19 protein-coding genes and 1 riboswitch are annotated in these 23,279 nt (G+C 68.2%); of the genes, 9 read left to right on the forward strand and 10 right to left on the reverse strand.

The annotated features are described in order from the left end of the window. Positions 1 to 92 precede the first annotated feature (92 nt). Positions 93 to 188: riboswitch (TPP riboswitch) on the forward strand. 55 nt (positions 189 to 243) lie between these two features. The 3 genes from UU7_RS05620 (at position 244) to UU7_RS05630 (ending at position 3,922) form a co-directional block, all read left to right on the forward strand. Next, positions 244 to 2,427 (forward strand): TonB-dependent siderophore receptor, encoded by a 2,184-nt coding sequence (locus tag UU7_RS05620; protein WP_007806222.1) that lies wholly within the window; start codon positions 244 to 246, stop codon positions 2,425 to 2,427. 2 nt (positions 2,428 to 2,429) lie between these two features. Then, entirely contained in the window at positions 2,430 to 3,011 is a 582-nt protein-coding gene (gene pnuC, locus UU7_RS05625) for a nicotinamide riboside transporter PnuC (protein ID WP_007806225.1), read from the forward strand. 275 nt (positions 3,012 to 3,286) lie between these two features. Further along, positions 3,287 to 3,922: a DUF4124 domain-containing protein gene (locus UU7_RS05630; RefSeq protein ID WP_007806226.1), complete on the forward strand. Its 636-nt coding sequence runs from the start codon at positions 3,287 to 3,289 to the stop codon at positions 3,920 to 3,922. A 43-nt stretch (positions 3,923 to 3,965) separates the two neighbouring features. Here UU7_RS05630 and UU7_RS17355 read toward each other — a convergent pair whose 3' ends face one another. From UU7_RS17355 to UU7_RS05665, 7 genes are all read right to left on the reverse strand, one after another. Beyond that, positions 3,966 to 4,658 (reverse strand): histidine phosphatase family protein, encoded by a 693-nt coding sequence (locus UU7_RS17355; RefSeq protein WP_050981423.1) that lies wholly within the window; start codon positions 4,656 to 4,658, stop codon positions 3,966 to 3,968. A gap of 105 nt (positions 4,659 to 4,763) precedes the next feature. Further along, positions 4,764 to 6,365 carry a serine hydrolase gene (locus tag UU7_RS05640; protein ID WP_007806230.1) on the reverse strand — a complete coding sequence of 534 codons (1,602 nt, stop codon included), beginning with the start codon at positions 6,363 to 6,365 and terminating at the stop codon, positions 4,764 to 4,766. A gap of 31 nt (positions 6,366 to 6,396) precedes the next feature. Beyond that, positions 6,397 to 7,311 (reverse strand): MurR/RpiR family transcriptional regulator, encoded by a 915-nt coding sequence (locus tag UU7_RS05645; RefSeq protein WP_238530898.1) that lies wholly within the window; start codon positions 7,309 to 7,311, stop codon positions 6,397 to 6,399. A gap of 4 nt (positions 7,312 to 7,315) precedes the next feature. Continuing rightward, positions 7,316 to 8,626 carry a peptide MFS transporter gene (locus UU7_RS05650; protein ID WP_007806234.1) on the reverse strand — a complete coding sequence of 437 codons (1,311 nt, stop codon included), beginning with the start codon at positions 8,624 to 8,626 and terminating at the stop codon, positions 7,316 to 7,318. Between the two features lie 24 nt (positions 8,627 to 8,650). Continuing rightward, complete coding sequence (locus UU7_RS05655) at positions 8,651 to 9,673, reverse strand: dipeptide epimerase (protein WP_007806236.1); 1,023 nt, start codon at positions 9,671 to 9,673, stop codon at positions 8,651 to 8,653. A gap of 40 nt (positions 9,674 to 9,713) precedes the next feature. After that, positions 9,714 to 11,741 (reverse strand): serine hydrolase domain-containing protein, encoded by a 2,028-nt coding sequence (locus tag UU7_RS05660; protein ID WP_007806237.1) that lies wholly within the window; start codon positions 11,739 to 11,741, stop codon positions 9,714 to 9,716. A gap of 37 nt (positions 11,742 to 11,778) precedes the next feature. Next, complete coding sequence (locus UU7_RS05665; RefSeq protein ID WP_007806239.1) at positions 11,779 to 14,112, reverse strand: TonB-dependent receptor; 2,334 nt, start codon at positions 14,110 to 14,112, stop codon at positions 11,779 to 11,781. Positions 14,113 to 14,334: 222 nt separating this feature from the next. Here UU7_RS05665 and UU7_RS05670 point away from each other — a divergent pair, with 222 nt between their 5' ends. Together UU7_RS05670 and UU7_RS05675 are read left to right on the forward strand one after the other, a co-directional pair. Continuing rightward, positions 14,335 to 14,787: a MarR family winged helix-turn-helix transcriptional regulator gene (locus UU7_RS05670; RefSeq protein ID WP_007806241.1), complete on the forward strand. Its 453-nt coding sequence runs from the start codon at positions 14,335 to 14,337 to the stop codon at positions 14,785 to 14,787. A 55-nt stretch (positions 14,788 to 14,842) separates the two neighbouring features. Next, positions 14,843 to 15,403 carry an isochorismatase family protein gene (locus UU7_RS05675; protein ID WP_007806243.1) on the forward strand — a complete coding sequence of 187 codons (561 nt, stop codon included), beginning with the start codon at positions 14,843 to 14,845 and terminating at the stop codon, positions 15,401 to 15,403. Between the two features lie 85 nt (positions 15,404 to 15,488). Here the strand turns inward: UU7_RS05675 and UU7_RS05680 are convergent, their stop codons facing one another. Beyond that, positions 15,489 to 16,295 carry an isocitrate lyase/PEP mutase family protein gene (locus UU7_RS05680; protein ID WP_007806245.1) on the reverse strand — a complete coding sequence of 269 codons (807 nt, stop codon included), beginning with the start codon at positions 16,293 to 16,295 and terminating at the stop codon, positions 15,489 to 15,491. Between the two features lie 153 nt (positions 16,296 to 16,448). Here UU7_RS05680 and UU7_RS05685 point away from each other — a divergent pair, with 153 nt between their 5' ends. From UU7_RS05685 to UU7_RS05695, 3 genes are all read left to right on the forward strand, one after another. Then, the gene (locus UU7_RS05685) at positions 16,449 to 17,369 is read left to right on the forward strand and encodes an alpha/beta hydrolase (protein ID WP_007806246.1); all 921 of its coding nucleotides are present in this window, start codon (positions 16,449 to 16,451) and stop codon (positions 17,367 to 17,369) included. Between the two features lie 100 nt (positions 17,370 to 17,469). Continuing rightward, the gene (locus UU7_RS05690; RefSeq protein ID WP_007806247.1) at positions 17,470 to 18,027 is read left to right on the forward strand and encodes a hypothetical protein; all 558 of its coding nucleotides are present in this window, start codon (positions 17,470 to 17,472) and stop codon (positions 18,025 to 18,027) included. Positions 18,028 to 18,184: 157 nt separating this feature from the next. Beyond that, complete coding sequence (locus UU7_RS05695; protein ID WP_007806248.1) at positions 18,185 to 19,639, forward strand: serine hydrolase domain-containing protein; 1,455 nt, start codon at positions 18,185 to 18,187, stop codon at positions 19,637 to 19,639. A gap of 61 nt (positions 19,640 to 19,700) precedes the next feature. Here the strand turns inward: UU7_RS05695 and UU7_RS05700 are convergent, their stop codons facing one another. Next, positions 19,701 to 20,570 carry an aldo/keto reductase family oxidoreductase gene (locus tag UU7_RS05700; RefSeq protein ID WP_007806249.1) on the reverse strand — a complete coding sequence of 290 codons (870 nt, stop codon included), beginning with the start codon at positions 20,568 to 20,570 and terminating at the stop codon, positions 19,701 to 19,703. Between the two features lie 103 nt (positions 20,571 to 20,673). On the opposite strand from UU7_RS05700, the gene UU7_RS05705 reads away from it, so the two are divergent. Continuing rightward, a complete protein-coding gene (locus UU7_RS05705) occupies positions 20,674 to 21,570 on the forward strand; it encodes a LysR family transcriptional regulator (RefSeq protein WP_007806250.1) in 897 nt (298 codons plus the stop codon). A gap of 142 nt (positions 21,571 to 21,712) precedes the next feature. On the opposite strand, the gene UU7_RS05710 is transcribed toward UU7_RS05705, so the two are convergent. Continuing rightward, positions 21,713 to 23,185, reverse strand: a complete 1,473-nt coding sequence (locus UU7_RS05710) for an amidohydrolase family protein (protein WP_007806251.1) — start codon at positions 23,183 to 23,185, stop codon at positions 21,713 to 21,715. Positions 23,186 to 23,279: the final 94 nt, after the last annotated feature.

Here is a 23,279-nt window from a genome sequence, read left to right on the forward strand (position 1 = left end):
CAAGTGGCTGATTCGCGTGAGCGCGTCCGGGCATGTACCAGACACGCGATGGAAGCTCGAGCAGCTCCGCCCGATCCGTGGTTCAATACGCGTTATTGAAGCGGGGGTGCCCGGCGTAGCCGGGCTGAGAGAGTCCCTTGGAACCTGATCCGGCTTGTACCGGCGTAGGGAGCTTGCAGATCCGGCGCGTCCTTGCGACTGCCGGGTCGCCGTCGCTTCGTCCGTACTCCCTTGACGACGACGATGACGATGCTTCTTTCCCGCACTCCCCTGCTGCTCGCCCTGCTCGCGGTGATCGCTCCCGTGCATGCCGCGGACACCGCCAGCGAACCGCAGGCCACGCGCCTGTCGCCGGTCCACGTGAACGCGAACGGCAGCAACGGCTACCACGCCGACAACTCGCAACTGGACACCTTCGGCAGCTTCGGCAACGCGCCGCTGCAGGACACGCCCGCCGCGATCACCGTGATCACCCGCGACCAGATCGACGACCGCCAGCCGCATACGCTGAGCGAACTGGCACGCAGCGACGCCGCGCTCGGCGACAGCTACGCGCCAGTCGGCTACTACCAGGATGTCGCCATCCGCGGCTACGCGCTCGACCTGGCCACCGGCTACAAGCTCAACGAAATGAGCCTGGTCGGCGAACAACCGATCGCGCTGGAAGACAAGCAGCGGGTGGAAATCCTCAAGGGCCTGGGCGGCCTCGAAGCGGGCGTGGTGGCGCCGGGCGGCCTGGTCAACTACGTCAGCAAGCGGCCGACCGACGTGCGCAGCGCCACCGTCGGCACCGATTCGCACGGTTCGCGCTACCTCGCCATGGACGTGGGCGGCTGGCTGTCACCGACGTTCGGCGTGCGGGTGAACGCCGCCCATGACGGCGTGCAGTCCTACGTCGACCACGCCGACGGCCGGCGCAACTTCGTCTCGCTGGCGGCCGACTGGAAGATCAGCCCGAACGCCACCCTGCAACTGGACAGCAACTACCAGTCCAGCTCGCAGCGCTCGGTGTCCGGCTACCAACTGCTCGGCGGAAGCACGATTCCGGCGCATCCCAGCCGCACCCGCATGCTCGGCTTCGAACCATGGCAGCAGCCGGTCGGTGTCGACGCCAGCAACAGCACGCTGCGCCTCGACTACCGCCTGGCCGATGCCTGGACGGCCCAGCTCTCGGCCAGCCACAGCCGGGCGGTGATCGACGACAACGTGGCGTTCGCCTACGGCTGCTTCTACTCGGCCGACTGCGCCAGCGGCGCCACGCCGGGCTGGTTCTTCGCACCCAACGGCGACTACGACGTCTACGACTACCGCAGCCCCGACGACACCCGCGCCAACGACGAAGCGCGCGCGGTGCTGAAGGGCGCGTTCGACACCGGCGCGGTCAGCCACGAGATCAGCCTGGGCGCCAGCGCGTTCCGCCGCACCATCGACCGTCGCGCCGACGTGTACGACTACGTCGGCACCGCCAACATCGATCAGCTGGACCCGCCGTACTTCGCGCCGTCGCCGAACCAGCCGGGCGCCTCGGTGCGTCGCCTGACCAGCTGGCAGCACTCCGTGTTCGCGCTGGATCGCCTGCATCTCGGCACGCAGTGGCAGTTGCTGGCCGGCGGGCGTTTCGTGCGCCTGCATGAGCGCGCCAATGATTCCGACGGCGTGCCCGAGCGCGACACGCGTCTGGGCAAGTTCCTGCCGCAGGCAGCCGTGCTGTACCAGCCCACCACGCGGCTGACCACCTATCTCAGCTACAGCGAAAGCCTGTCGCTGGGCAACGAGGCGCCGTACTGGACCGCCAACGGTGGCACCACGCTGGCCCCGCTGCTGGCGCGCCAGACCGAAGCGGGCGTGAAGTACGCCGCCAGCGATGCCCTGAGTCTGTCCGCGGCGCTGTACCGCATCAGCCAGCCATACCAGTTCGCCCGACCGGACAGCAGCGCCGAGGGCTTCACCTTCGTCCAGCAGGGCAACGAGGCGCATGCCGGACTGGAACTCGACGCCGCGGGACAACTGACCGATCGCCTGCGCCTCACCGCCAGCGTCAACGTCCTTCGCGCACGTGCGCATGACACCGGCGCACCCGCTTACGAAGACCACCAGGTGGTCAACGTGCCGCGCCTGCGCAGTGCGGTGTACCTGGACTATCGCCTGCCGTTCGCCGACCGGCTCAGCCTGCTCGGTGGCTGGCGCTATGCCAGCAGCAACGTGGCCACGCCCGACGGAGTGACGCGGGTGCCGGCCTACCACGTGTTCGATGCGGGCCTGCGCTACGCCAGCCAGTGGAACGGCCACGCGATGACCTGGCGGCTCAGTGTCGACAACGTGTTCAACCGCTTCTACTGGCGCGACACCGGCAGCTCCGGCGGCGACAGCTACCTGTTCCCGGGCGCGCCGCGCCTGGCGCGCCTGTCGCTGACGTTCGCGTTCTGAAGATGACCTGGGTCGAACTCATCGCGGCGATCGTCAGCGCGCTCGGCGTCTGGCTCACCGCCCGGCGCCAGCCATGGTGCTGGCCGATCGGGCTGGTGTCCGTGCTGATCTACGCCTGGGTGTTCGTCGACGCCAGGCTGTATTCCGATGCACTGCTGCAACTGGCGTTCGCGGGATTCATCGGCTACGGCTGGTACCGCTGGCTGCAACACCTGGGCGAAGACGGACTCGTCCAGGTGGCGCCGCTGCCACGCCGCCAGGCGATCATCCACCTCGCCATCGGCGGCGTCGGCGCGATCGCGCTCGGCGCCTTCATGCATCACCTCACCGACGCCGCCCTGCCCTGGCTGGACGCGGCGCTGACCGCCTTCAGCCTGGTCGCCCAGTGGTGGCAGGCGCGGCGGCACGTGGCCGCGTGGTGGCTGTGGATCGCGGTGGACGTGATCTACGTGGGCGAGTACGTCTACAAGCACCTGCTGATCACCGCGGTGCTGTATGCCGGCTTCGTGGTGCTGGCGGTGATCGGCCTGCGCGCGTGGCAGGGCGCCGGCCGCCAGCCGGCCGAGGCATCGCCCGCCGCTTGAACGGCGCAACCCGGCCGCGCTGCCGTCGACGCGTCGCCCTCGCGTTCAGCGCGGCCTAACCCGCGCGGCGGCAACATCCAGCCGATGCCAGAAGCGTGGGCGGTAGAAACCAAGCGGCTGCGGCTGCGTGGTTTTGGCCAGCTTTTCCGCTCACTTTCGTTGAATAGCTACGGCTATTCGCCTCAAATGATCGAAAAACCTGACTCAAAACCACTTTGCCTCGCTCGCTTGGTTTCTACCGCCCACGCTCCTAGTCACCCAGGATGGACGTCCCCATGAAAGTCCGGCCGAACCGAATTCCCCTGTCATGCCTGGCGCTCCTGCTGCTGGCCGCCGCGGGCACCGCGGGCGCGCAGAACATCTACAAGTGCACCGTCGGCGGACAGGTCAGCTACACCGACCATCCCTGCCCGCAGGGCCATGGCGAGCTGCTGCACCAGGCCGACGACACCGAAGTCATCGACCGCTACCTGCGCCTGGGCCAGGACGGGCTGGCGAAGAGCTATGCCGACTCGCACCACCTCGAAGCGCTGTACCAGCAACGCATCGAGGCTCGCCAGCAGGCGCAGGACGAGAAGGAACAGCGCCAGGCCGACGAAGCCTACGCCGCGCAGCAGCGCGCCGAGCAGGAACGGCAGCAGGCGCTGGTCGACGAGGCCGCCGAGCGCAACCGCCTGCAGGGCGAGAACGAAGTCCTGCGCCAGCAGAACGACGCCTACCAGGACCAGTTGCAGCAACAGCAGGCGTACAACCCGCCACCGGCGTACTGGGCGCCTTATCCGAACCGTCGTCCGGGCCGCGATCACGACCACGATCACCACGGCGATGGGGATGGCCATCAGCGCCCGCCGCCGAAGGAACCGGTATTCCATCCGTGCAAGCAGCTGGCCGGCGGCCGCGTTCAGTGCTGAGCTGACAAGGCATCACGCGTGATCGCAACGCCGGTATTCGTCGCTACGGCAACGCGGGAATCGCCAGGCTGCGTTCGGCATCGCCGGTGGCACCGGTGCGCAGGCTCGGCGGGATGTGCCCCACGTCGCCCACCGAGATGACCTTGAAGCGGCCGTCGGCCTCGACCAGGATTCGGGTGATGCTGGCGTTGCCCACCGACATTTCCAGCCAGGCCTTGCTGTCGACGCCCAGTGCGCGGACGACCATGTTGCGGATCACGTTGCCGTGGCAAACCATCAGCTCGGTCCGCGCGTGGCCGTGCGCCGGCTTGAAGTAATCCGCGAACAGGCGATCGAATTGGCGGGCGCAGGCCGCCAGGTCCGCCGGTTTCTCGTCGGCGGTCACTTCGGTGCGACGGGTCGGTGGCGTGCATTCGGCCAGGTCGTCGACCACCTCGAAATGCCGGCCCGGAAAGTCACCGGCGATGACGGCCGCGGTGTCGCGCGCACGCTGCACCGGGCTCACGTACATCGCATCGAAGCGCCCCGGCAAGGCGGCCAGCCGGGCGCCGGCCAGGTGCGCCTGGGCCACGCCGATCGGCGCCAGGTGCGGACCCAGCTTCGGGTCAGCCTTCGCATCGGGCAGGTAGTAGCCGTGGCGAACCAGCACGATGGTGCGCGTGGCGGGCGCCTCGGTCGCGCCGATTGACGCCACCGGCAGCAGGCTCAGCAGCATCAGCAGAAGTCGTGGAAACATGGCATGCCCCCTTGCGGTCGGTGCGTCGAGTATCCAACGCGAACACGCAGCCGACCAGCTCGGGCCGCCAGCCGGCGCGGCAGCAAGGTCTTCGGACGAAGCGCGCTACTTGCCGGCAGCCATCGGGACGAAGCGCAGGTCCTGGTAGTCCCAGCTGAAGTCGGCGATCGGCGACACCGCCTGCATCGTCATCTGGGCGATGCTGCCATCGGGTTTCAGCGCGAAGCTCACGTAGGCATCCTCCACGTCGGGCATCGCCCAGTGCGTGCGGAAGGTGTCGTGGCGCACGTGCTCCAGTGCGCCGTGCAAGCCGGGCGAGCGATCGAAGCTGATCGTCAGCGCCCCGTTCGCGCCCTGGCGCAGGGTGGCCGTGCCGTACCACGGGTCGCGATACACGCCGGCGTATGCCGAAAGCGGCAGCGACGGAGCCCCGCGGGACGATGCGTCACTGCCCGCCGCCTTCAGCGCCGCCGTGGCGCCCGCGTTGATCCCCTCGAACATCCTGCCGTAGCCGGCGATCCAGTCCGGCGAGGGAAGTCCCAGCAGGCTGTCCAGCAGATGCTCGCGCATCGCCAGCAAGGTGGCGGGATCTTCGGCGTTGAGCATCACGGCGAATGCCGCGTGTCGTTCCGGAATGATCACCACCGCGGAATAGCCGCCCAGCACGCCGCCCAGATGGGTGATGATGCGGTGGCCGCGGTAGTCCTGCACCTCGAAGCCCAAGGCGTAGGCGTTGAATTGCGGTTGCGCCAGTGCGACCTCGGCCGGCAGCGGGGAGATCGGGATCAGCGTCTGCGGCGTCCACAGCATCTTCGCGGCCGCGGCGCTGAAGATCGGCCCGGCGTCGCTCCGCCGACCGCCATCGAGCTGCAGCCGCAACCATGGCCCCATGTCGGCCGCACTGACCTGCAGCGCACCGGCAGCCGCGAACACGCTGCCGGTCATCACCGTGGTCAGCACCCGCTGCGGGCCGACGCCGCGCACCGGCGTGGTGTTCCTGCCGTGCAGCGCGGCCTGGTCGGCGGTGCGGGCATCGATGCTGGTCTGCGTGTCGCGCATCTGCAGCGGGTCGAGGATGTGCTGCTGCACGAAGTCCTCCCAGCGCTGGCCGGACACGGCTTCGACGAGTTGCCCGGCGACGATGTACAGCACGTTGTCGTAGTCGTAGCCGCCGCGGAACGAGCGCACCGGTTTCAGGTAGCGGATGTCATTCACCAGTTCCGCGCGCGTGCGGTCGCTGGTGGGAAACGTCATCAGGTCGCCCTCGCCCAGGCCCAGCCCGCTGCGATGCACCAGCAGGTCGGTCACCGTCATCTCCGCCGACGCATAGGCGTCGTACATGCGGAATCCCGGCAGCTTGTCCACCACGCGGTCGTCCCAGTGCAGCTTGCCCTGGTCGACCAGGATCGCCAGCGCGGCCGCGGTGAAGGCCTTGGTGTTGGAACCGATCGGGAAGATCGTATGCGCGTCGACCCGCGCGGCCTCACCCAGCTTGCGCACGCCGTAGCCGTGCGTGGTGACGGTCTGGCCGTCGACGATGGTCACCGCCATGCCCGGTGTGCCGAAGGTCTTCATCGCCCGCGCGGCGAAGGCGTCCAGATCCTGCGCCGGCGCGGCAGCCAGCGCCGGTGCGCCCGCCACGACCAGCGCGATGAGCAATCCCGCGAGGCAACGGCGCAGTGACAGTCGCGGAATCCTGCAGGTCATGCTCTTGCCTCGCTCGCTGATGCCGCCCAGGTCAACGCCGCTTTGCCGGCTTCTTCGTGCCGTTGTTCTTGCCGGTCCCGGCGGGCTTGCCCTCGCCCGACAGCGATGGCCCGTCGTAGCCGATGAATTTCTGGCGCAACTCGGTGATCTCGCCGACCCGCCCGAGGATGTCGCCCATCTCGCGGATCACCGCATTGATCAACAGGCTGAACAGGCTGGTGAGCGTGCCGAAGCTGTGCCAGGCGCGACCGGTCTGCATCGGGATCATCAGCACGTGCGGCGTCAGCTGGCGCGCCCAGTAGCACTGCGTGTCGGTGATGATCAGCAGCGGTATGCCGCGCTCGACCACCTCCTCGGCCAGCAGGCGGAAGTGGCGCGAATAGCGGCGGATGTCGATCAGCACCACGCAGCTCTTCTCGGTGGAATCCAGCAGCATGCCGGTATAGGAACCGTCGGCGCCCGATTCGAACGACACCCGCGGCCGCACGTGCTGCAGCGAGGAAGCAAAGCCCAGTCCGAGGAACGAGCCGTGCTGGAAGCTGGCCACCGACACGCGATCGGCCGACACCAGCATCTTCACGATGGGCGCCCATTCCTCGCCCCGCGCCAGCGCGTAGACATCGTTGAGGCTGCGGATCTCCGCCTGCAGGCTCTCGCCGATGTAGTCGGCATCCGCTGCCGGTTCGGAGGTCTTGTACAGCTGCATCCACGGCGCATCACCGCGTAGTTCCTCCTTCAGGTCGCCGACGCCGGCATAACCCAGGTTGCGCAGGAACCGGCCCACCGTCATCGCGCTCACGCCCACGCGCTTGCCCAGCGACGCGGCCGTCTCGAACGGAATGCCGCTGATGTTGTGCAGCAGGTAGCTGGCGATCTTCTGCTCGGCCGTGGTGAAAGTGTCCCAGCGGCTCTTCAGCTTTTTTTGCAGGTCCTTGGTCATCGTCATCCGCTTATCTGGCCAGCGCCATGGCGGCGCCCGCCGTCCCATGGGATTCCACGTCGCCCAGGCGACGGCCAAGCATATACAACAGCGCGGCCGACACGCCGGCCACCGCCGCGATCAGGGCGAAGAACCAGGCGTGGCCGAGCCGGCTCCACAACGTGCCCAGCGCGCCGGCCAGCAGGTTGCCGAAGAAGCCGGCGAAGAACCAGGTGGCGATGCTGGTGGCGCGGAAACCCTCCGGCGCCATGCGCCCGAACAGGGCCAGGCCCACCGGCAGGATGTACAGCTCGCCGGTGGTCATCAGCACGAACCAGGCCGCCAGCCAGCCCCAGTGCGCGCGCACGCCGTGCGCCTCGCACCACGCCGACAGCACGGCCAGCATCAGGTAGGAACCACCCACGATGGCGGCGCCGAAGGCCATCCGCCCCAGCAGCGGCGTCTCCACGCCGCGCTGCGCCAGCCGCGCCCAGCGTGCCACCAGCAACGGGGTGAAGGCGAACACCACCACCGAGTTGATCGACTGGAACCAGGTCATCGGGATGGCCCAACCCGAGGCCAGCTCGCGATCCACGTCCTGGTCGATCCACAGCGCGATGGTGTTGCCGACCTGTTCGTAGGCGCCGCGGAACACCACCACGATCGCGGCGACGCCGAGCAGCAGCGCGAAGCGATCGATCACCGCCCGATCCACCGGCGGCCGCGCCGCCCGCGCCTCGGCGCCGCGCTCCGGTTCCGGCGGCAGGTAACGGGCGCCGGCCAGGTAGATCACCAGCGACAGCAGCATGCCGATGCCGGCCGCGGCGAAACCCCAGTGCCAGCCGTACGCCTCGCCCAGCGTGCCGCAGATCAGCGGCGCCAGGAACGCGCCGAGGTTCACCCCCACGTAGTAGATGTTGTAGGCACTCTTGCTGCGCGGATCGCCATCGCGGTAAAGCCCTTCGATCTGGCTGGCCAGGCTCGGCAGGAACAGCCCGTTGCCCAGCGCGATGGTGGCCAGCGCCGGATAGAACAGCGGCTCGGAGGCCATCATGAAATGACCCGCGGCCATCGTGGCGCCACCGATCATCACCGCGTTGCGCTTGCCCAGCCAGCGGTCGGCCACCATGCCGCCGAACACCGGCGTGAAATACACGAAGGCCGCGTAGGCGCCGTAGATCAGCGAGGCGTACTGCTGGTCCAGGTCCAGGTGCTTGGTCATGTAGTAGACCAGCAGCGCGCGCATGCCGAAGAAGGAGAACATCTCCCACATTTCGGTGAGGAACAGCACGCTCAGGCCGCGCGGATGGCCAAACCAGTTTTTCTCGCGTGCTGGAATCATGCTGCGATGTCGCTCCCCTGTGGTCTAGGCGGCCGCCGCCAGCGGCCCGCCCCATATCGCATCGTCGCACCAGATGCGGCCATGCTCGTAGATCGCCGACGGCGCCGGGTCGCGCCGCAAGTAGATCGGACCGTCGAGGTCCACCACCTTGCACGACTGGCCCAGCACGAAGGCCGGCGCCATCGCCAGCGACGAGCCGGACATGTTGCCCACCATCAGCTCGAAGCCGAGCTCGCGCGCCTGGGCGGCCATCGCCAGCGCCTCGGTGAGGCCGCCGCACTTGTCCAGCTTGATGTTGATCATGCCGACCCGGCCCACCAGCGACGGCAGGTCGTGGTGATCCTGCACGCTCTCGTCGGCGGCGATCATGATCGGGCTGTGCAGTCCGTCGAGCCAGGCTTCATTGCCGATCGGGAACGGCTGCTCCACCACCGCTACCCGCGCCTCGACCAGCGCCGGCAGCAGGCGCGCGAACGAGTCGCGGGTGAAACCCTGGTTGGCGTCGACCATGATCCACGCGTCGGGGCACGCCGCGCGCACTGCACGCACGCGCTCGGCGTTGAGCTCGTCATTGGTGAGCTTGAGCTTGAGCGCGCGGGCACCGGGAAAGCCCCGCGCGATCCCGGCCATCGTCGTCGGCGCGTCGGCGCCGAGGGTGAAGGTGGTCACCAGCGGCTGCGGTGCCTCGCCGCCGGCCAGCATCCACACCGGCCGCCCGCTGCGCTTGGCCTCCAGATCCCACAGCGCGCAGTCGACCGCATTGCGCGCGCCGCCGGCGGGCAGCAGCTGCAGCAGTTCCTGCCGCGTCAGGCCGCCTTCGATCCGTTCGCGCAGCGCCTCGACCTGCACCTGCATCGCGGCCGGCGTGTCGTTGCGGTAGTAGACGCCCAGCGCCTCGCCACGACCGAACCGGTCGCCCTCGTGCAGGGTCACCACCAGCGCCTCGAACTCGTCGAAGGTGTAACCGGTGATGTGGAACGGCTCCTTCAACGCCCACTTCTCGAGCCGCGTGTGCAACTGCAGCCGTGCGTGTCTCTCGGTACCCATGATCTCTCCTGGCTGATTGATGTCGATGCGCAGCGGTCCGTCAGAACCTCACGTTGAAACTGACCAGCCCGAACGCCACGATGAACCAGGCCAGGTAGATCGCCGCCAGCGCCAGCAGGGTTTCGCCGGCGAGCACCCAGCGGCCGCGCCGCGGCACCATCCAGGCGCGCACCGCATGCACCAGCACCGCCAGCGCACCGAGCAGGCCGAACACGCCCAGCACGTAGAGCAGGTACAGCCAGCCCGTGCCCGAGCCGTCCAGAAGCTTCGACTCGTCGGCCGAGGTCACCGCGATGAAGGTCAGCCAGCCCAGCACCACCGCCAGCAGCGCCAGCACGCCGAGATGCGACAGCAGGCGCGTGCGCAGCTGCAGCGCCGTCAGCTGCAGCGGCCGCCGGTAATGCCGGCGCACCCAGCCGCCGACGAACCAGCTCAGCAGGGTGGCCAGCAGGATTGCCACCGACGCGCCCAGCAGCGGGCCGACCGTGCCCAGGCTGCGGGCCGCGGGCACGCGCTGGAACAGGAACACCGGTACCTCGGCATCGGTGGCCCAGTAGCGGATGCCGCCGTTCGCATCGGCCACGAAGGCCAGCTGCGACTTGCCGTTCACTTCGCTGTAGTGCAGCGGCCCGGTCTCGTGCCACGGCAGCGGCTTGCCTGCGTAGTCGGTGAGCATCGACACCGCCAGCGTGCCGTCGGGTTTCGCCGCCACGTTGACCTGGCCGAACAGGTACAGCATGCGCAGCGCACTGTCGTTGCGGCGGCTGGCCTGGTACCAGCCGGCCACGCGCGCGGCATCGGCCTTCGCCGTGGCCACCGTTGCGGGCGCCGGCGCTTCCTTCGGGAAATAGCGGTCGAGGAAGGCCTGGAAGATCGCCTTGCGGATCACGTGCACGCTGCCTGCATCGCCGGCGCTGTTGAACGACATGAAGATGCCCACGTTCGCATCCAGCAGCAGGTGCAGGTCGCTGTGGAACACCATGGTGTCGCCGCCGTGGCCGATGATGCGCTGGCCGTTGCGATCCTCCTGGTAGAAGCCCAGGTCGAAGCCGTTCAGGCCCGGCGCCGCGGTGTACTGCCGGCTGTGCATCAACTCGGCGGTGGCCTGCTTGAGGATGCGGGTGTCACCGAAGCGGCCGCCCTGCAGCTGGGCGATCATGAAGTTCGCCATGTCGGTCGCGCTGCTGCTCAGCGCGCCGGCCGGCGCGGGATCGACCAGCTCGAACGGCTGCGGCTTGCCGTCGGACGCGCTCTTGTAGCCCTTGGCCATCAGCGCTGCCAGCGGCGGCGGCAGCGGCATCGCGAAGCTCGAATGATGCATGTCCAGCGGGTCGAGGATGTGCTGCCGGATGTAATCCTCGAAGCGCTCGCCGGAGACGCGCTGCACGATGTAGCCGGCCAGCCCGCAACCGTAGTTGGAGTACGCCACGATCTCGCCCGGCGGGAAGATCCGCGCGGGGATATGCGCCTTCAGGTAGCGCTCCAGATCGACGTCCTCGGGCTTCCTCGGCAACAGTCCGCGAGCGGTGTCCTCGAAGCCGGCGGTGTGCGTCATCAGCTGGCGCAGCGTCACCGGCTTGCCGTCGCGCGCCGGGATGGTGAAGTCGAGGTATTCGTTGACGTCGTGGTCGAGGTCCAGCTTGCCCTGCTCCACCTGCTGCATCACCGCCGTCCAGGTGAACAGCTTGGAGGTCGAGCCGGGCCGGAACAGCGTGGTTTCGGGCGACACCGGCGTGCGCTTTTCCAGGTCGGCGTAACCGTAGCCGCGGGCGAACAGCAGCTGGCCGTCCTTGACCACCGAGATCACCCCGCCGGCGACGTCGCCGCGCTGGATCATGTACGGCACCATGCCGTCGAGGAAGGTGGACAGGTCGTCGGCGGTCAACGCATGCGCGGCGCCGGCCGGCGCCGCCAACGCCGCGGCTGGCGCGACGGCGACGGGCACGGCCGGCACTTGCAGGACCGAGCTGGCGGGTGCGGGGTTCGGCGGCGACGGCACCTGCGCCATCGCGATGCCGGCGGCACAGGTGATCGCGAATGCCGCGGCGAATTTCGCATAGCGGTTCATGGACGCACTCCGGATACGGTTCGGTGGAAAAGCATGCTCAGAAGTCGACGCTGGCGGACAGACCCACCGTGCGCGGCATCACGTAGACGGCGGCGAATGGATTGGCGTGGGGGTCGGTGGTTTCCGACGCCAGCGAGGTGATGCCGCGTTCGTTGGTCAGGTTCTTGACGTAGGCCTTGATCGTCCAGTTGCCGACGTTGACGCCGGCGCGCAGGTCGACGCCGTCGTAGTCGGGCACGTCGCGGCGCGGACCCGGCGCGGCGACGAAATCGGTCTTGCGCTCGCCCACGTAGCGATAGCCTGCGCCGACGAAGCCGGACCAGCCGCCGGCCAGCGGAAAGTCGTAATCCACGCCTACGCTGGCATTCCACTTCGGCACGTAGGGCAGCCGATCGCCCTTGTAGCCGAACAGGCCGGGCGGCGTGTCCGCGTCCAGCTTCGCGTCGGTCCAGCTGGCATTGGCCGACAGCAGCAGGCCCCGCGCCGGCGCGTACTGCCACGCCGCCTCGACGCCCTTGCTGCTGGCCTTGCCGCCGTTGCCCATGAAGCCGATGCCGCCGGAGACGACGGTGAGCTGGATCTGGCTCCAGTCGATGTAGAAGGCGGATACGTCGAAGGTCATGCGCCGCTGCATCGTGGTGGCCTTCAGGCCCAGCTCGTAGCTCACCAGCTTGTCCGGACCGAACGTCAGCGGCGCGCCCAGCCCCGGCGGCACGCCGACATTCGGGCCGCCCGGACGGAAGCCCGAGGCGATGCGGCCGTAGACCATCAGGTCGTCGCTGAAGCGGAAACTGGGATTGAGCAGATACGTGGTCGGGTTGTCCGATCCGCGGATGGTGAACTGGCTGGGCCCGACGATCAGGCCGTCACCGGTTTGCGCGTAGGTGGTGCGATCGCTGCTGTAGCGCGCGCCCACCAGCACGCTGAAACGCGAGGTGGCATGCCAGGTCAGGTCGCCGTAGGCAGCCCACTCGGTGAAGATCGCCGGCCCCATCGACAGGTCGGCCAGCGTCGGCAGCGCGATGGGTTCGCCGGTGCTGGCATCGAAGCTCAGGATATTCTGGTGGGCGGTAGTCTTTTCGCGCGTGTAGAACACGCCGGCACGCCATTCCACGGTCTGCGTCTCCGGCGACTGCAGCCGCAATTCCTGGGTGAACTTGTCCAGCGTCATCGGGTTGACCAGCGAATAGCCACCGTTGGGCAGGCCGAACAGCGGATTCAGCAACGGCCCGTAAGCCGCCGTGATGTCGGCGTTGGAGTTCATGTCCAGCGTGCCGTAACTGGTCGACGAAAACAGTTTCGCCCCGCCGAAGTCGGCGTTGAGCGACGCGTCGTAGAGCCGGTACTTCAGCCGGAACTGGCCGGTGCCCGGCGAGCGGACCTGCTGCAGGTCGCCGTGGATCGGCTTCAGCGTCAGCGCATCGACATCCACGCCGCCATCGACCAGGCCCGCGCCGTCGCTGCCCAGGTTCTGCGCCAGCGCCGACAGGCGCAGCGAAACCGTGTCGCTCGGCGTCCACAGCAACTGCGCGCGCGTGCCGCTGACCTTGGCGCGGTTGACGTCGCGCTTGCCGGTGAGGACGTTGTCGACATAGCCGGGATCGTGGCGTTCGTACGCATTGATCCGCAAGGCCAGCTTGTCCGCGGCCAGCGGCACGTTGAACATCGCGTGCACGTCCGAACCGGTGCCGCCATCCTCGACGCTGCTGACGCCGGCACGCACGCGGCCGTAGGCGCGGGTGGCATCCGGCGGCGTGGTGACGAACTTGACCAGGCCACCCAGCGTGTTCGATCCATACAGCGTACCCTGCGGCCCGCGCAACACCTCGACGCGTTCCAGGTCGGCTGGATCAATGTCCGGCGTCAGCACGCTGCCGGCCGCATACACGGTGCTGGAGCCGAACGGCACGTCGTCGATGTAGGTGCCCACCGTCGAGTTCGGCTGGCCGCTGCCGGAGGTGATGCCGCGCAGCACCAGCTGGGTCCTGCCCTGCCCGCTGGAAATCACGTTGAGCCCGGGCACCCGCGTGGCGTAGTCGGCAAAGCTGACCGCGCTCTCGCGCTCGAGCTGCAGGCCCTGCAGCGCCGACACCGCCATCGGCACATCCTGCAGCCGCTCGCTGCGCTTGTTCGCGGTCACGATGACCGTGCCCAGGTCGGTGGGTGCGGAGCCGGCGGCGGCCGGTGACGATTGCTGACCCGCCCCGGCGCCCGACGCATCCTGCGGCGGGGTGCTGCCGGACGCCGGCGCGGGGGCATCGGAACCACCCGGCGACGATGGCTGGGCCGCGACGCCCAGCGGCGACCACAGGGCCACCGCGATGGCAACGCAGATTCCCCGACGAGCATGCTGCAGATAGCGAAAATCCATGACTCTCTCCCCCGAGATGGTCGCGTGGACAGCCCACGATCTGCAGTGTTATTCGATTAACATCTTCGTGTCAATGATATTTTCATATCAGATTGACACGCCGCCATCCGCCACGTCCCGATCACCGGCGCATCCGGGGCCGTCCCGGACCGGTCGGCCGCCTGCCACCCCTTCGTGAAGTTTGCCTTTGCAGTTTGACTTCTCGTCTGACAGACTGCGCGGATGAGCAAGCCATCCGTCAAACCGGCGGGCGCCGATGCCATGGCGACCGCCGTCGAGTTGCGCGTGCTGGTGGGCAAGCTGCGACGCCGCCTGCGCGAACAGATCAACCTGGGCGGCCTGCCGTGGTCGCAGGTGTCGGTGATCGGGCACCTGGAGCGCGACGGGCCCGCCACCGTCACCGCGCTCGCCCACGCCGAAGGCATGCGTCCGCAGTCCATGGGTGCCAACGTCGCCGCCTTGCTGGAAGCCGGGTTGCTGCGCGGCACGCCCGATCCCGACGACGGGCGGCGCACCCTGCTGTCGCTGACCCCCGCCTGCCGCAAGCTGGTCAAGGCCAGCCGCGCGGCGCGGGAGGACTGGCTGTTCCAGGCCATCCAGACCCGGCTGGCGCCGAAGGAGCAGGCCCAGCTCGCCCGCGCCGTCGACCTGCTCAAGCGCCTCGTCGAATCGTGAGCGACGTCGCGTCGCCTTCGCACCAACCCCGCTCCCTCGAATCAGGAACACCTGCATGACCGCAAGCACACTCGACCCGCATGCCGCCCTCGTCGTCATCGATCTGCAGAAGGGCATCGTCGCCTACGCCACGGCCCATCCGGCCGACCAGGTGGTGGCCTGCGCCCGCGCGCTGGCCGAGGCGTTCCGGCGTCACGCCCTGCCAGTCGTCCTGGTCAACGTCAGTGGCGGCGCGCCGGGGCGGACCGAACGCCCGCGCAACCTGCGTGATCTGCCCGCCGACTGGGCCGAACTGGTGCCCGAACTGAACCGGCAACCGCAGGATCACGTGGTGACCAAGCGCACCTGGGGCGCGTTCACCGGCACCGGCCTCGATGCGTACCTGAAAGCGCAGGGCGTCACCCAGATCGTGCTCGCCGGCATCGCCACCAGCATCGGGGTCGAATCCACCGCACGCCAGGCGCACGAATTGGGCTACCACGTCACCCTCGCCATCGATGCGATGACCGACATGAGTGCCGAGGCCCACGCCAACAGCGTTGCCCGCATCTTCCCGCGACTGGGCGAAACCGGCAGCACCGGCGAAATCATCGACCTGCTCGACACGCACGGGTAACCCGGACGGGTTCCGCGGCAAGTTCCGCTGGAAATCCGTCGCTCCGGCGGGCGTCCGCCCGGACTCCAGACCCTTTCGTCCGCGCTCACCGGCCGGCGAACAGGGCCTGCAGCTGCGGATACGGCATCGCGCCCTCGGCCATCGATTCGGAGCGGCCGCTGTCGAGGAACTCCTGCGCCAGCTTCCCTGCCTGCCCCCACAGCATCTGCGCAATGCCCGAGCCCGCGCTCAATCGCCGCACGCCCAACCGCTCCAGCTCGGACGCCGGCGCCAGGCCCGGGCATGCCATCAGGTTGACCGGCAAGCCGGCGCCTTCCACCACGGCGGCGATCTCGCCCGCATCGCGAAGGCCCGGCACGAACAGGCTGTCGGCGCCGGCAGCCCGATAGGTGGCGGCGCGCGACAACGTCTCCCCGACCCGCTGCGGCGCGTCGACCAGGCTGGCCAGGAAGACGTCCGTGCGGGCGTTGACGAAGATGTCCGCGCCGGCGTTCGCGGTGGCGCTCCGGATCGCCTCGATCTTCGCGGCAAGCTTCTCCGGCGCATCGCGACCGTCCTCGATGTTGAGGCCGGCGATGCCCGCGTCGATCAGGCGGCGCACGGTTTCACCCACCGTCACCGGGTCCTCCGCATAGCCGTTCTCCAGGTCGACCGACAACGGCACGCGCAGTACCCGCGCCATGTTGACGGCGGCGCCGATCGCCACGTCGGCCGGCATCCTTCCGCCATCGGGGTAGCCCAGCGCCCACGCCACGCCGGCACTGGTGGTGGCGATGGCCCGTGCGCCGAGGCTTTCGAACAGGCGGGCGCTGCCGGCATCCCAGGCATTGGGAAAGCGCAGGAGTCCGGGGCCGCCGTGCATCTGGCGGAAGGTGGCGACGTGCTGTGACATGGGGGTCTCCGTGACCGGATGGGGGAAGTGGAAGGGTAACGCCAGCGGCCGGCTTCGGTGGGACGTCTTGGCTGCCGCGAGGTACGGGCACTCCGCATCGCGCGCGAAAGGAATACGCTTCGCGAACCGCTTCGTCCAACCGGGGAAAATCGCATGAACAGCCGTTCGATCCGCACGCTGCTGGCCGCCTGTCTTGTCGCCGGCGTGGCATGGAACCCGTGCCAGGCGCAGGCCGCCCCGAAGCACGCCGGGCCTTCGCCGGCATCGCCCGCACCGACTGGTTCGCGGGCCACGATGGAGACCATGCAGATCCCCAGCCACGGCGCCCTGATGAATGCGCTGGTCTACGTCGCTGCCGGCGCCGGCCCGCATCCGGCGGTGATCCTGCTGCACGGCTTCCCCGGCAACGAACGCAACCTCGACCTGGCGCAGGACATGCGCCGCGCCGGCTGGGACGTTCTCTACTTCAACTACCGCGGCTCGTGGGGCACGCCGGGCGAGTTCTCGTTTTCGCACGGCATCGAGGACACCGCCGCCGCGCTGGCTTACCTGCGCCAGCCGGAGGTGGCCGGGAAACTTCGGCTCGATCCCGCGCGCATCGTGCTGATCGGCCACAGCATGGGCGGCTTCATGACGGTGCAGGCCGCTGCGGCCGATCCCGCGATCAAGGCCTTCGCCACGCTCTCCGCGGCGGACATGGCGTGGCATGCCACGCAACTCGTGCGCAGGGACGGCGAAAGCGCGGGCATCAAGGCCATGGCCAGCGGCCTCGCCGACGAAGGCATGGCGCCGCTGAGCGGCTGCACCCCGGACGGCCTGGCGCGCGAACTGGTCGACCACGCCGCGGGCTGGGTCTTCCCCGCGAAGGTCGCCGCGCTGAAGAATCGCACCGCCCTCATCCTGACCTCCGACGACGGCCTCGCCCCGGAAAACCAGGCGTTCGCCGCGGACCTGCGCAAGGCCGGCGACAGCCACGTCACCACCGTGCACCTTTCCACCGACCACGCCTATTCCGACCGACGCATCGAACTTTCCAAAGCCGTGCTCGCCTGGCTGGCCTCGCTGCCGAAGTAGCGCGTGTTGCCCCCGTCACGCCCGGACGCTTGATTCTTTCCGGCGTCGGGAGCACCGTCGTGCGACAACAGCAGCACCAGGCTGCCTCGGCGAGGGCACCATGAAATCGATACCGCGATCTGCCGTTTTTGGCGCCCTGCTGGCCTGCTCCGGCGTGGCCGCCGCCGGGTCCGCTTCGCTCAACGAGTTTCCGCCCAAGGTGATGCCGGTGCTGGTGCAGGTGGATTCGCACGGCAAGGTGACCAGCGCATCACCTGCCATCGAACTCTCGCCCAAGGTCAATCGGCTGCTCCGCGCGAACCTGGACGAGATGATCACCAGGCCGGCGACCGACAGGCACGGGCGCCCGGTTTCCAGTCAGTTCGTGATCAACCTGGCGCTGCAGGCATCGCCGCTGGACAACGGCAACTACAGCGCGCAGTTCACCTTCCTGTCGACCGCACCCGTGCCGGCGGGCTCCTGGTACTGGGTGCACATCGATGGACATCGACTCGCCCTGGCCGAACGCGACAGCCTGTTCCGCCGATCACCGCGCCTCTACCAACACGATCACTATCGGCCCGCCTATCCGCGCAGCCCGCACGTGTCGCCGATGCCTCCCATCGGCAACACCACGCACAACTCGCCCACCCGGTCGCCTCCGGTGCGCGGCAGGTAAGCCTGGAGAGCCCGCCCATCGGCGGGCTTTCCATTCGGCGAAAGATCCGTCTGTTGCCGCAGCCCGACCGGCAGCGGCAGGCCGCCGGACGACCACCCGGCGCGCCCGCGTTCGGTCAGAATGCGAAACCTTCCACCTCCGGCGGCGAGCACCGACCATGTCCCTGACGCGCAACCTGCTGCTTGCCACGCTGTTCCTCGGCACCACGATGCCGGCACCCGCGGCCGCGCTGAAGCCGGCACAGATCGCCGCCATCGACCGCTATGTCAGCGCCGAGATGGCGCGCCAGCATGTTCCCGGTGTTGAGGTAGGCGTCTATCGCGATGGACACGCGCTGCTGCTGAAGGGCTACGGCCTGGCCAACATCGAATGGCAGGCGCCGGTCACGCCGGCCACGCTGATGCAGTCCGGCTCGGTCGGCAAGCAGTTCGCCGCCACCGCGGTGATGATGCTGGTGGAACAGGGCAAGCTGAGCCTGGACGACAGCATCACCCGATACTTCCCCGATGCGCCGGCGGGCTGGAAGGCGATCAGGGTGAAGAACCTGCTGTCGCACACCTCGGGCCTGGCCGAGTACGAAGACCCCTCGCGCATGCAGCCCGGCGGCCTGTTCGACTCGCGCAAGGACTTCACCGAAGACGAACTGGTGAAGAAGATCGAAACCCTGCCGATCGAGTTCAGGCCCGGCGAGCGCTGGGACTACCGCAACACCAACTATGCCCTGCTCGGCGTGCTGATCCACAAGGTCACCGGCCAGGACTACCGCGACTTCATGCGGGAACGAATCTTCGCGCCGCTGGGCATGGTCTCCACCCGCAGCATCTCCGAGCGCGACATCATCCCCGGCCGCGCCGCCGGTTACGAGATCGTCGGCGGGCAACTGAAAAACCAGACATGGGTGTCGCCCAGCCTCAACTCCACCGCGGACGGCACGCTGTACTTCAACGTGGTCGACCTGGAGAAGTGGGACCGCGCGCTGTACGGCACCCGCCTGCTCAGCAGGAAGTCGCTGGACACGATGTGGACCCCCTTCTTGCTCAACGACGGCCAGCCCAACCCCAGCCACTACGGCTTCGGCTGGGCCAGCGACAGCATGAACGGCCATCGGGTGATCCAGCACAGCGGCGCGTGGCAGGGCTTCACCTGCACCATCAACCGCTACGTCGACGACAAGCTGACCGTGGTGGTGTTGACCAACCTGGACGCCGCTCACGCCAGCCCCGTCTACATGTCGCACGTCATCGCCGGCCTGGTGGAACCGGCGCTGATGCCGAAGCCGAATCCCGCGATCAAGGACGACAAGCCGGAAATCGCCGCCCACGCCCGCGAGGTGCTGCAACGCATGCTGGCCGGCAAGAACCTCGCCGGCGAGTTCGACGCCGACGCCGGCTACGTCTTCGACCCCAACGACGCGGCCGACATGCGCAGCCAGTTGCCCGCAAAGTGGGATGCCGCGCCGCTGCGGCTGATCAAGCGTGGCGAACACGACGGCGCCGTGCGCTCGGTGTATCGCGTGGGACCTGACGGCGATACGCGGATCATGCTGGTCGAACTGGACGCGAAGGGAAAGCTGCTGAACCTGGCGGTGAAATCCGATCCGGACAACCGCTAGCGCCGCAACACGAGGTGCCGCGGCGCATTCGTCCATGACTTGGCCAAGACCGGAAGCCGGATCAGGCCTGGCCGATGCCATCCAGTTCGGCCATCACCTCGTCGCCCAGCCGCAGCTCCACCGCTGCTAGGTTCTCCCGCAGGTGGGCGACTGACGACGTGCCGGGAATCAGCAGGATGTTGGGCGACCGGGTCAGCAGCCACGCCAGCGCCACCTGCATCGGCGTGGCCTCCAGCCGCGCCGCCACATCGGACAGCGTCCGCGACTGCAGCGGGCTGAAGCCGCCCAGCGGAAAGAACGGCACGTAGGCGATGCCCTGCCCGGCGAGCGCGCCGATGAAGGCATCGTCATCACGATGCGCCAGGTTGTACTGGTTCTGCACGCACACCACCGGCGCAATCCGCTGCGCTTCGGCAACCTGGTCGGCGGTCGCATTGCTCATGCCCAGATGACGGATCAGGCCCTGCTGCTGCAGTTCGGCCAACGCAGTGAACGGCGCCTCGATACTGCCCTCGATCGGCGCATGCCCGTCGCCCATCACGCGCAGATTGACCACGTCCAGCACATCCAGGCCCAGGTTGCGCAGATTGTCGTGCACCGCCTGCACCAGTTGCGCCGGACTCTGCGCCGGATTCCACGACGCATCCTCGCCGCGCAGCGCGCCGACCTTGGTCACGATCACCAGCGCATCGGCATACGGATGCAACGCCTCGCGGATGATCCGGTTGGTGACGTGCGGGCCATAGAAGTCGCTGGTGTCGATGTGATTGACGCCGGCCTCCAGCGCCGCACGCAGCACCGCCAGCGCCGCGGCGTGATCTTTCGGCGGGCCGAACACGCCTTTCCCGGCCAGTTGCATGGCGCCATAGCCCATGCGGTTGACGGTGCGGTCGCCGAGCGTAAATGTGCCTGCCTGTGCGAGCTTGCTCATGGTGTTTCTCCGGGGAGGATGAAGGGATGGGATGAACTATAGGAAGGCCACGCCATCCTGATAATCCGCCAGAATCCATACGGGGCGTGCGGAGAACGGGACAATGGCGACAGAGCTGCAGGATCTCCAGGCGTTCCTCGCCGTGCTGCGAGCCGGCGGGTTTCGGCAAGCGGCACGCAGCGGCGGCAACTCCGCCTCCAAGCTGAGCGAGGCGGTGCGTCGGCTGGAAACCCGCCTCGGCCTGCGCCTGCTCCACCGCACCACCCGCAACGTCTCGCCCACCGAAGCCGGTGCGCGACTGGCCGAACGGCTCGCGCCTGCATTGGCCGAAGTGGAAGCGTCGCTGGACGTGGTCAACCACTTCCGCGACCGCCCCGCCGGCACGCTGCGAATCAACGTGCCAGCGAACGTGGCGCGCACGGTACTGCCCGGCATCATCACGGCCTTCCTCAAGCGCTACCCCGAGATCCGGCTGGAAGTGATCGTGGAAGACAGCTTCGTCGACCTGATGGCCAGCGGCTGCGATGCCGGCATCCGCTACGACGAGCGGCTGGCGCAGGACATGATCGCGCTGCCGATCGGCCCGCGCACGCAACGCCTGGTCACCGCCGCCGCGCCCGCCTACCTGCAGGTACACGGCACGCCCGCACACCCGCGCGACCTGTTGCAACACGCCTGCCTGCGCGGCCAGTTTTCCGGTGGCGCCGTGCCACTGTGGGAGTTCGAGCGCGACGGCGAAATCGTGCGCGTCGACCCATCCGGTCCGCTGCAGGTCCGCACGGGCGCGGCCTTCGATCTGGCCGTGCAGGCGGCACTCGACGGACTCGGCATCGTCCACCTGTTCGAAGACTGGCTGCAGCCGCACCTGGACAGCGGTGCACTGGTGCCGGTGCTGGAACCGTGGTCCCAGCGATTCAGCGGGCCAATGCTCTATTACGCTGGCCGGCGCCACCTGCCCTCGCCGCTGCGGGCCTTCGTGGATTTCATCCGCGAAGGCTGATGGCTGTCCCAAGTCGAACTCGTCACGCGCCTGACCCGCGTCGCGACCCTTGGCGCCGCCTTCGGGACGCAACGCCCGTTGCTGCCGGAATGCCATCCGCTGGATGACATTCACCCGAATGTCGGTGAACGCACCGACGCGATCAGCGCAACCCCACCGTACCGTTGGCCGCCTCGACCAGCTTCGCCGGGTCGTAACCCACGCCATCCTTGAACACCAGCACCACGTTCTCGATGTCCTTGATGTTGCTTGCGGGGTTGCCCTTGACCAGCACCAGGTCGGCCGCCTTGCCGACGTCGATCGAACCGATCTGCTTGTCCACGCCCATGAAGCGCGCGCCGTTCAAGGTGGCGATCTGGATGGCCTGCACCGGCGTGAAGCCCGCTTCTACCAATAGCTCCACCTCGCGCTGGTCGCCATAACCGGCGATCACGCCGCCGTAGCCGGTGGGATCGAGACCGGCCAGCAAGGTGCCTCCGGCCTTGACGAAAGCGTGCTCGAAAGCCATCTCCAGCTGGAACAGCTTCGGCCACGGGGAATCCTTCATCGCCGCGACATGCTCGCGTGTCTTCAGGTATTCCTCGCGGGCCTGCGGCAGCATCGCATCGAGCACCCGCGCATCCAGCGGCGCGCGGCCGGGCACGAAGGTCTCGAACACCGGCAGCGTGGAGGTCACCGCGACGTGCTTTGCCACCAGATGCCTGATCAACTGCCGGATCTCCGGACCGTCGACCTTCAGCGTCGCCAGGTGCGTGATAGCCGCCTTCGTGTCCGGGCACACATCCGGCTGCTTGCCGGCGCTGAACTCGGTGTCCGCGAACAAGCCATGTTCGAGGTTGTCGATACCCAGATCCGCCGCCTCGGTGAACCCGATCGAACACAGGTGGCCGGTCACCTTGATGCCGCGCGCATGCGCCGCCGCAATCGCCGCCGACAGCTCGGCGCGGGTGATGTGCATGTACGCCTTGAATGAAGTCGCGCCCTCGTCCATCCAGTAATTCACCGTGTTGCGCGCATCGTCGGCGTCGACCAACTCGTGCATCTGCGGCATCAGGCTGCCCTTGCCCTCCAGATACGGCCCGGTCGTGTGCATCTTCGGCCCGGGAATCAAGCCGGCATCGATCGCCTTCTTCAACGCCAGGTCCGTATACGGCTCCACGCTGCCGGTGGTGCGGATCGTGGTGACCCCACCAGCCAGGTACAGCTTGGGGAAGCTCGACGCCTGCTCAGGCGCGAGCAACTCCTTCGACGCCGGATTCACCCTGGGCGCCGGATAGAACATGTGATCGTGCATGCCGACCAGGCCGGGCATCAGCGTCTGCCCGCTGCCATCGATCACGGTCGCCTCTCCGGGTACATCCACGTGCCGCCCGACCGCCGCGATGCGCCCGTCACGCAGCAGCACCGTCTGGTTCTCCCTCGCACCGGTGCCATGTCCGTCGACCACCCGCACATGCGTGATCGCCAGCAGCGGCTGTGCATGCGCGACATAGGCCCGCACCGGCGGCGCCAGCGTTGGCACCGCCGCGCGGGATGGCGTGGCCAGGGCAAGGCCGGCCAGCAAGAGCGCGACGGCCAACACCGTGCGCGAACGATCCATCGACAAACCGTGCATGGTCAGCTCCCCAGAGTGAAACGCTGCAAGCCCCCGCTTGCCATCCAGCCGAGTATCCGCGCTGGCCGGCGCGTGCGGAAGTGCGCCTGACCAA

It is taken from the genome of Rhodanobacter spathiphylli B39, from assembly GCF_000264295.1.
Lineage (GTDB): Bacteria > Pseudomonadota > Gammaproteobacteria > Xanthomonadales > Rhodanobacteraceae > Rhodanobacter > Rhodanobacter spathiphylli.

Excerpts from the sequence above, each read along its gene's own strand:
- UU7_RS05620 (WP_007806222.1), top strand. The coding sequence starts at position 244 with ATGACGATGCTTCTTTCCCGCACTCCCCTGCTGCTCGCCCTGCTCGCG.
- UU7_RS05650 (WP_007806234.1), bottom strand. The coding sequence starts at position 8,626 with ATGATTCCAGCACGCGAGAAAAACTGGTTTGGCCATCCGCGCGGCCTG.
- UU7_RS05665 (WP_007806239.1), bottom strand. The coding sequence starts at position 14,112 with ATGGATTTTCGCTATCTGCAGCATGCTCGTCGGGGAATCTGCGTTGCC.
- UU7_RS05645 (WP_238530898.1), bottom strand. The coding sequence starts at position 7,311 with ATGACGATGACCAAGGACCTGCAAAAAAAGCTGAAGAGCCGCTGGGAC.
- UU7_RS05690 (WP_007806247.1), top strand. The coding sequence starts at position 17,470 with ATGAAATCGATACCGCGATCTGCCGTTTTTGGCGCCCTGCTGGCCTGC.
- UU7_RS05695 (WP_007806248.1), top strand. The coding sequence starts at position 18,185 with ATGTCCCTGACGCGCAACCTGCTGCTTGCCACGCTGTTCCTCGGCACC.
- UU7_RS05700 (WP_007806249.1), bottom strand. The coding sequence starts at position 20,570 with ATGAGCAAGCTCGCACAGGCAGGCACATTTACGCTCGGCGACCGCACC.
- UU7_RS05705 (WP_007806250.1), top strand. The coding sequence starts at position 20,674 with ATGGCGACAGAGCTGCAGGATCTCCAGGCGTTCCTCGCCGTGCTGCGA.
- UU7_RS05660 (WP_007806237.1), bottom strand. The coding sequence starts at position 11,741 with ATGAACCGCTATGCGAAATTCGCCGCGGCATTCGCGATCACCTGTGCC.
- UU7_RS05675 (WP_007806243.1), top strand. The coding sequence starts at position 14,843 with ATGACCGCAAGCACACTCGACCCGCATGCCGCCCTCGTCGTCATCGAT.
- UU7_RS05670 (WP_007806241.1), top strand. The coding sequence starts at position 14,335 with ATGAGCAAGCCATCCGTCAAACCGGCGGGCGCCGATGCCATGGCGACC.
- UU7_RS05685 (WP_007806246.1), top strand. The coding sequence starts at position 16,449 with ATGAACAGCCGTTCGATCCGCACGCTGCTGGCCGCCTGTCTTGTCGCC.
- pnuC (WP_007806225.1), top strand. The coding sequence starts at position 2,430 with ATGACCTGGGTCGAACTCATCGCGGCGATCGTCAGCGCGCTCGGCGTC.
- UU7_RS05640 (WP_007806230.1), bottom strand. The coding sequence starts at position 6,365 with ATGACCTGCAGGATTCCGCGACTGTCACTGCGCCGTTGCCTCGCGGGA.
- UU7_RS05655 (WP_007806236.1), bottom strand. The coding sequence starts at position 9,673 with ATGGGTACCGAGAGACACGCACGGCTGCAGTTGCACACGCGGCTCGAG.
- UU7_RS05630 (WP_007806226.1), top strand. The coding sequence starts at position 3,287 with ATGAAAGTCCGGCCGAACCGAATTCCCCTGTCATGCCTGGCGCTCCTG.
- UU7_RS17355 (WP_050981423.1), bottom strand. The coding sequence starts at position 4,658 with ATGTTTCCACGACTTCTGCTGATGCTGCTGAGCCTGCTGCCGGTGGCG.
- UU7_RS05680 (WP_007806245.1), bottom strand. The coding sequence starts at position 16,295 with ATGTCACAGCACGTCGCCACCTTCCGCCAGATGCACGGCGGCCCCGGA.
- UU7_RS05710 (WP_007806251.1), bottom strand. The coding sequence starts at position 23,185 with ATGCACGGTTTGTCGATGGATCGTTCGCGCACGGTGTTGGCCGTCGCG.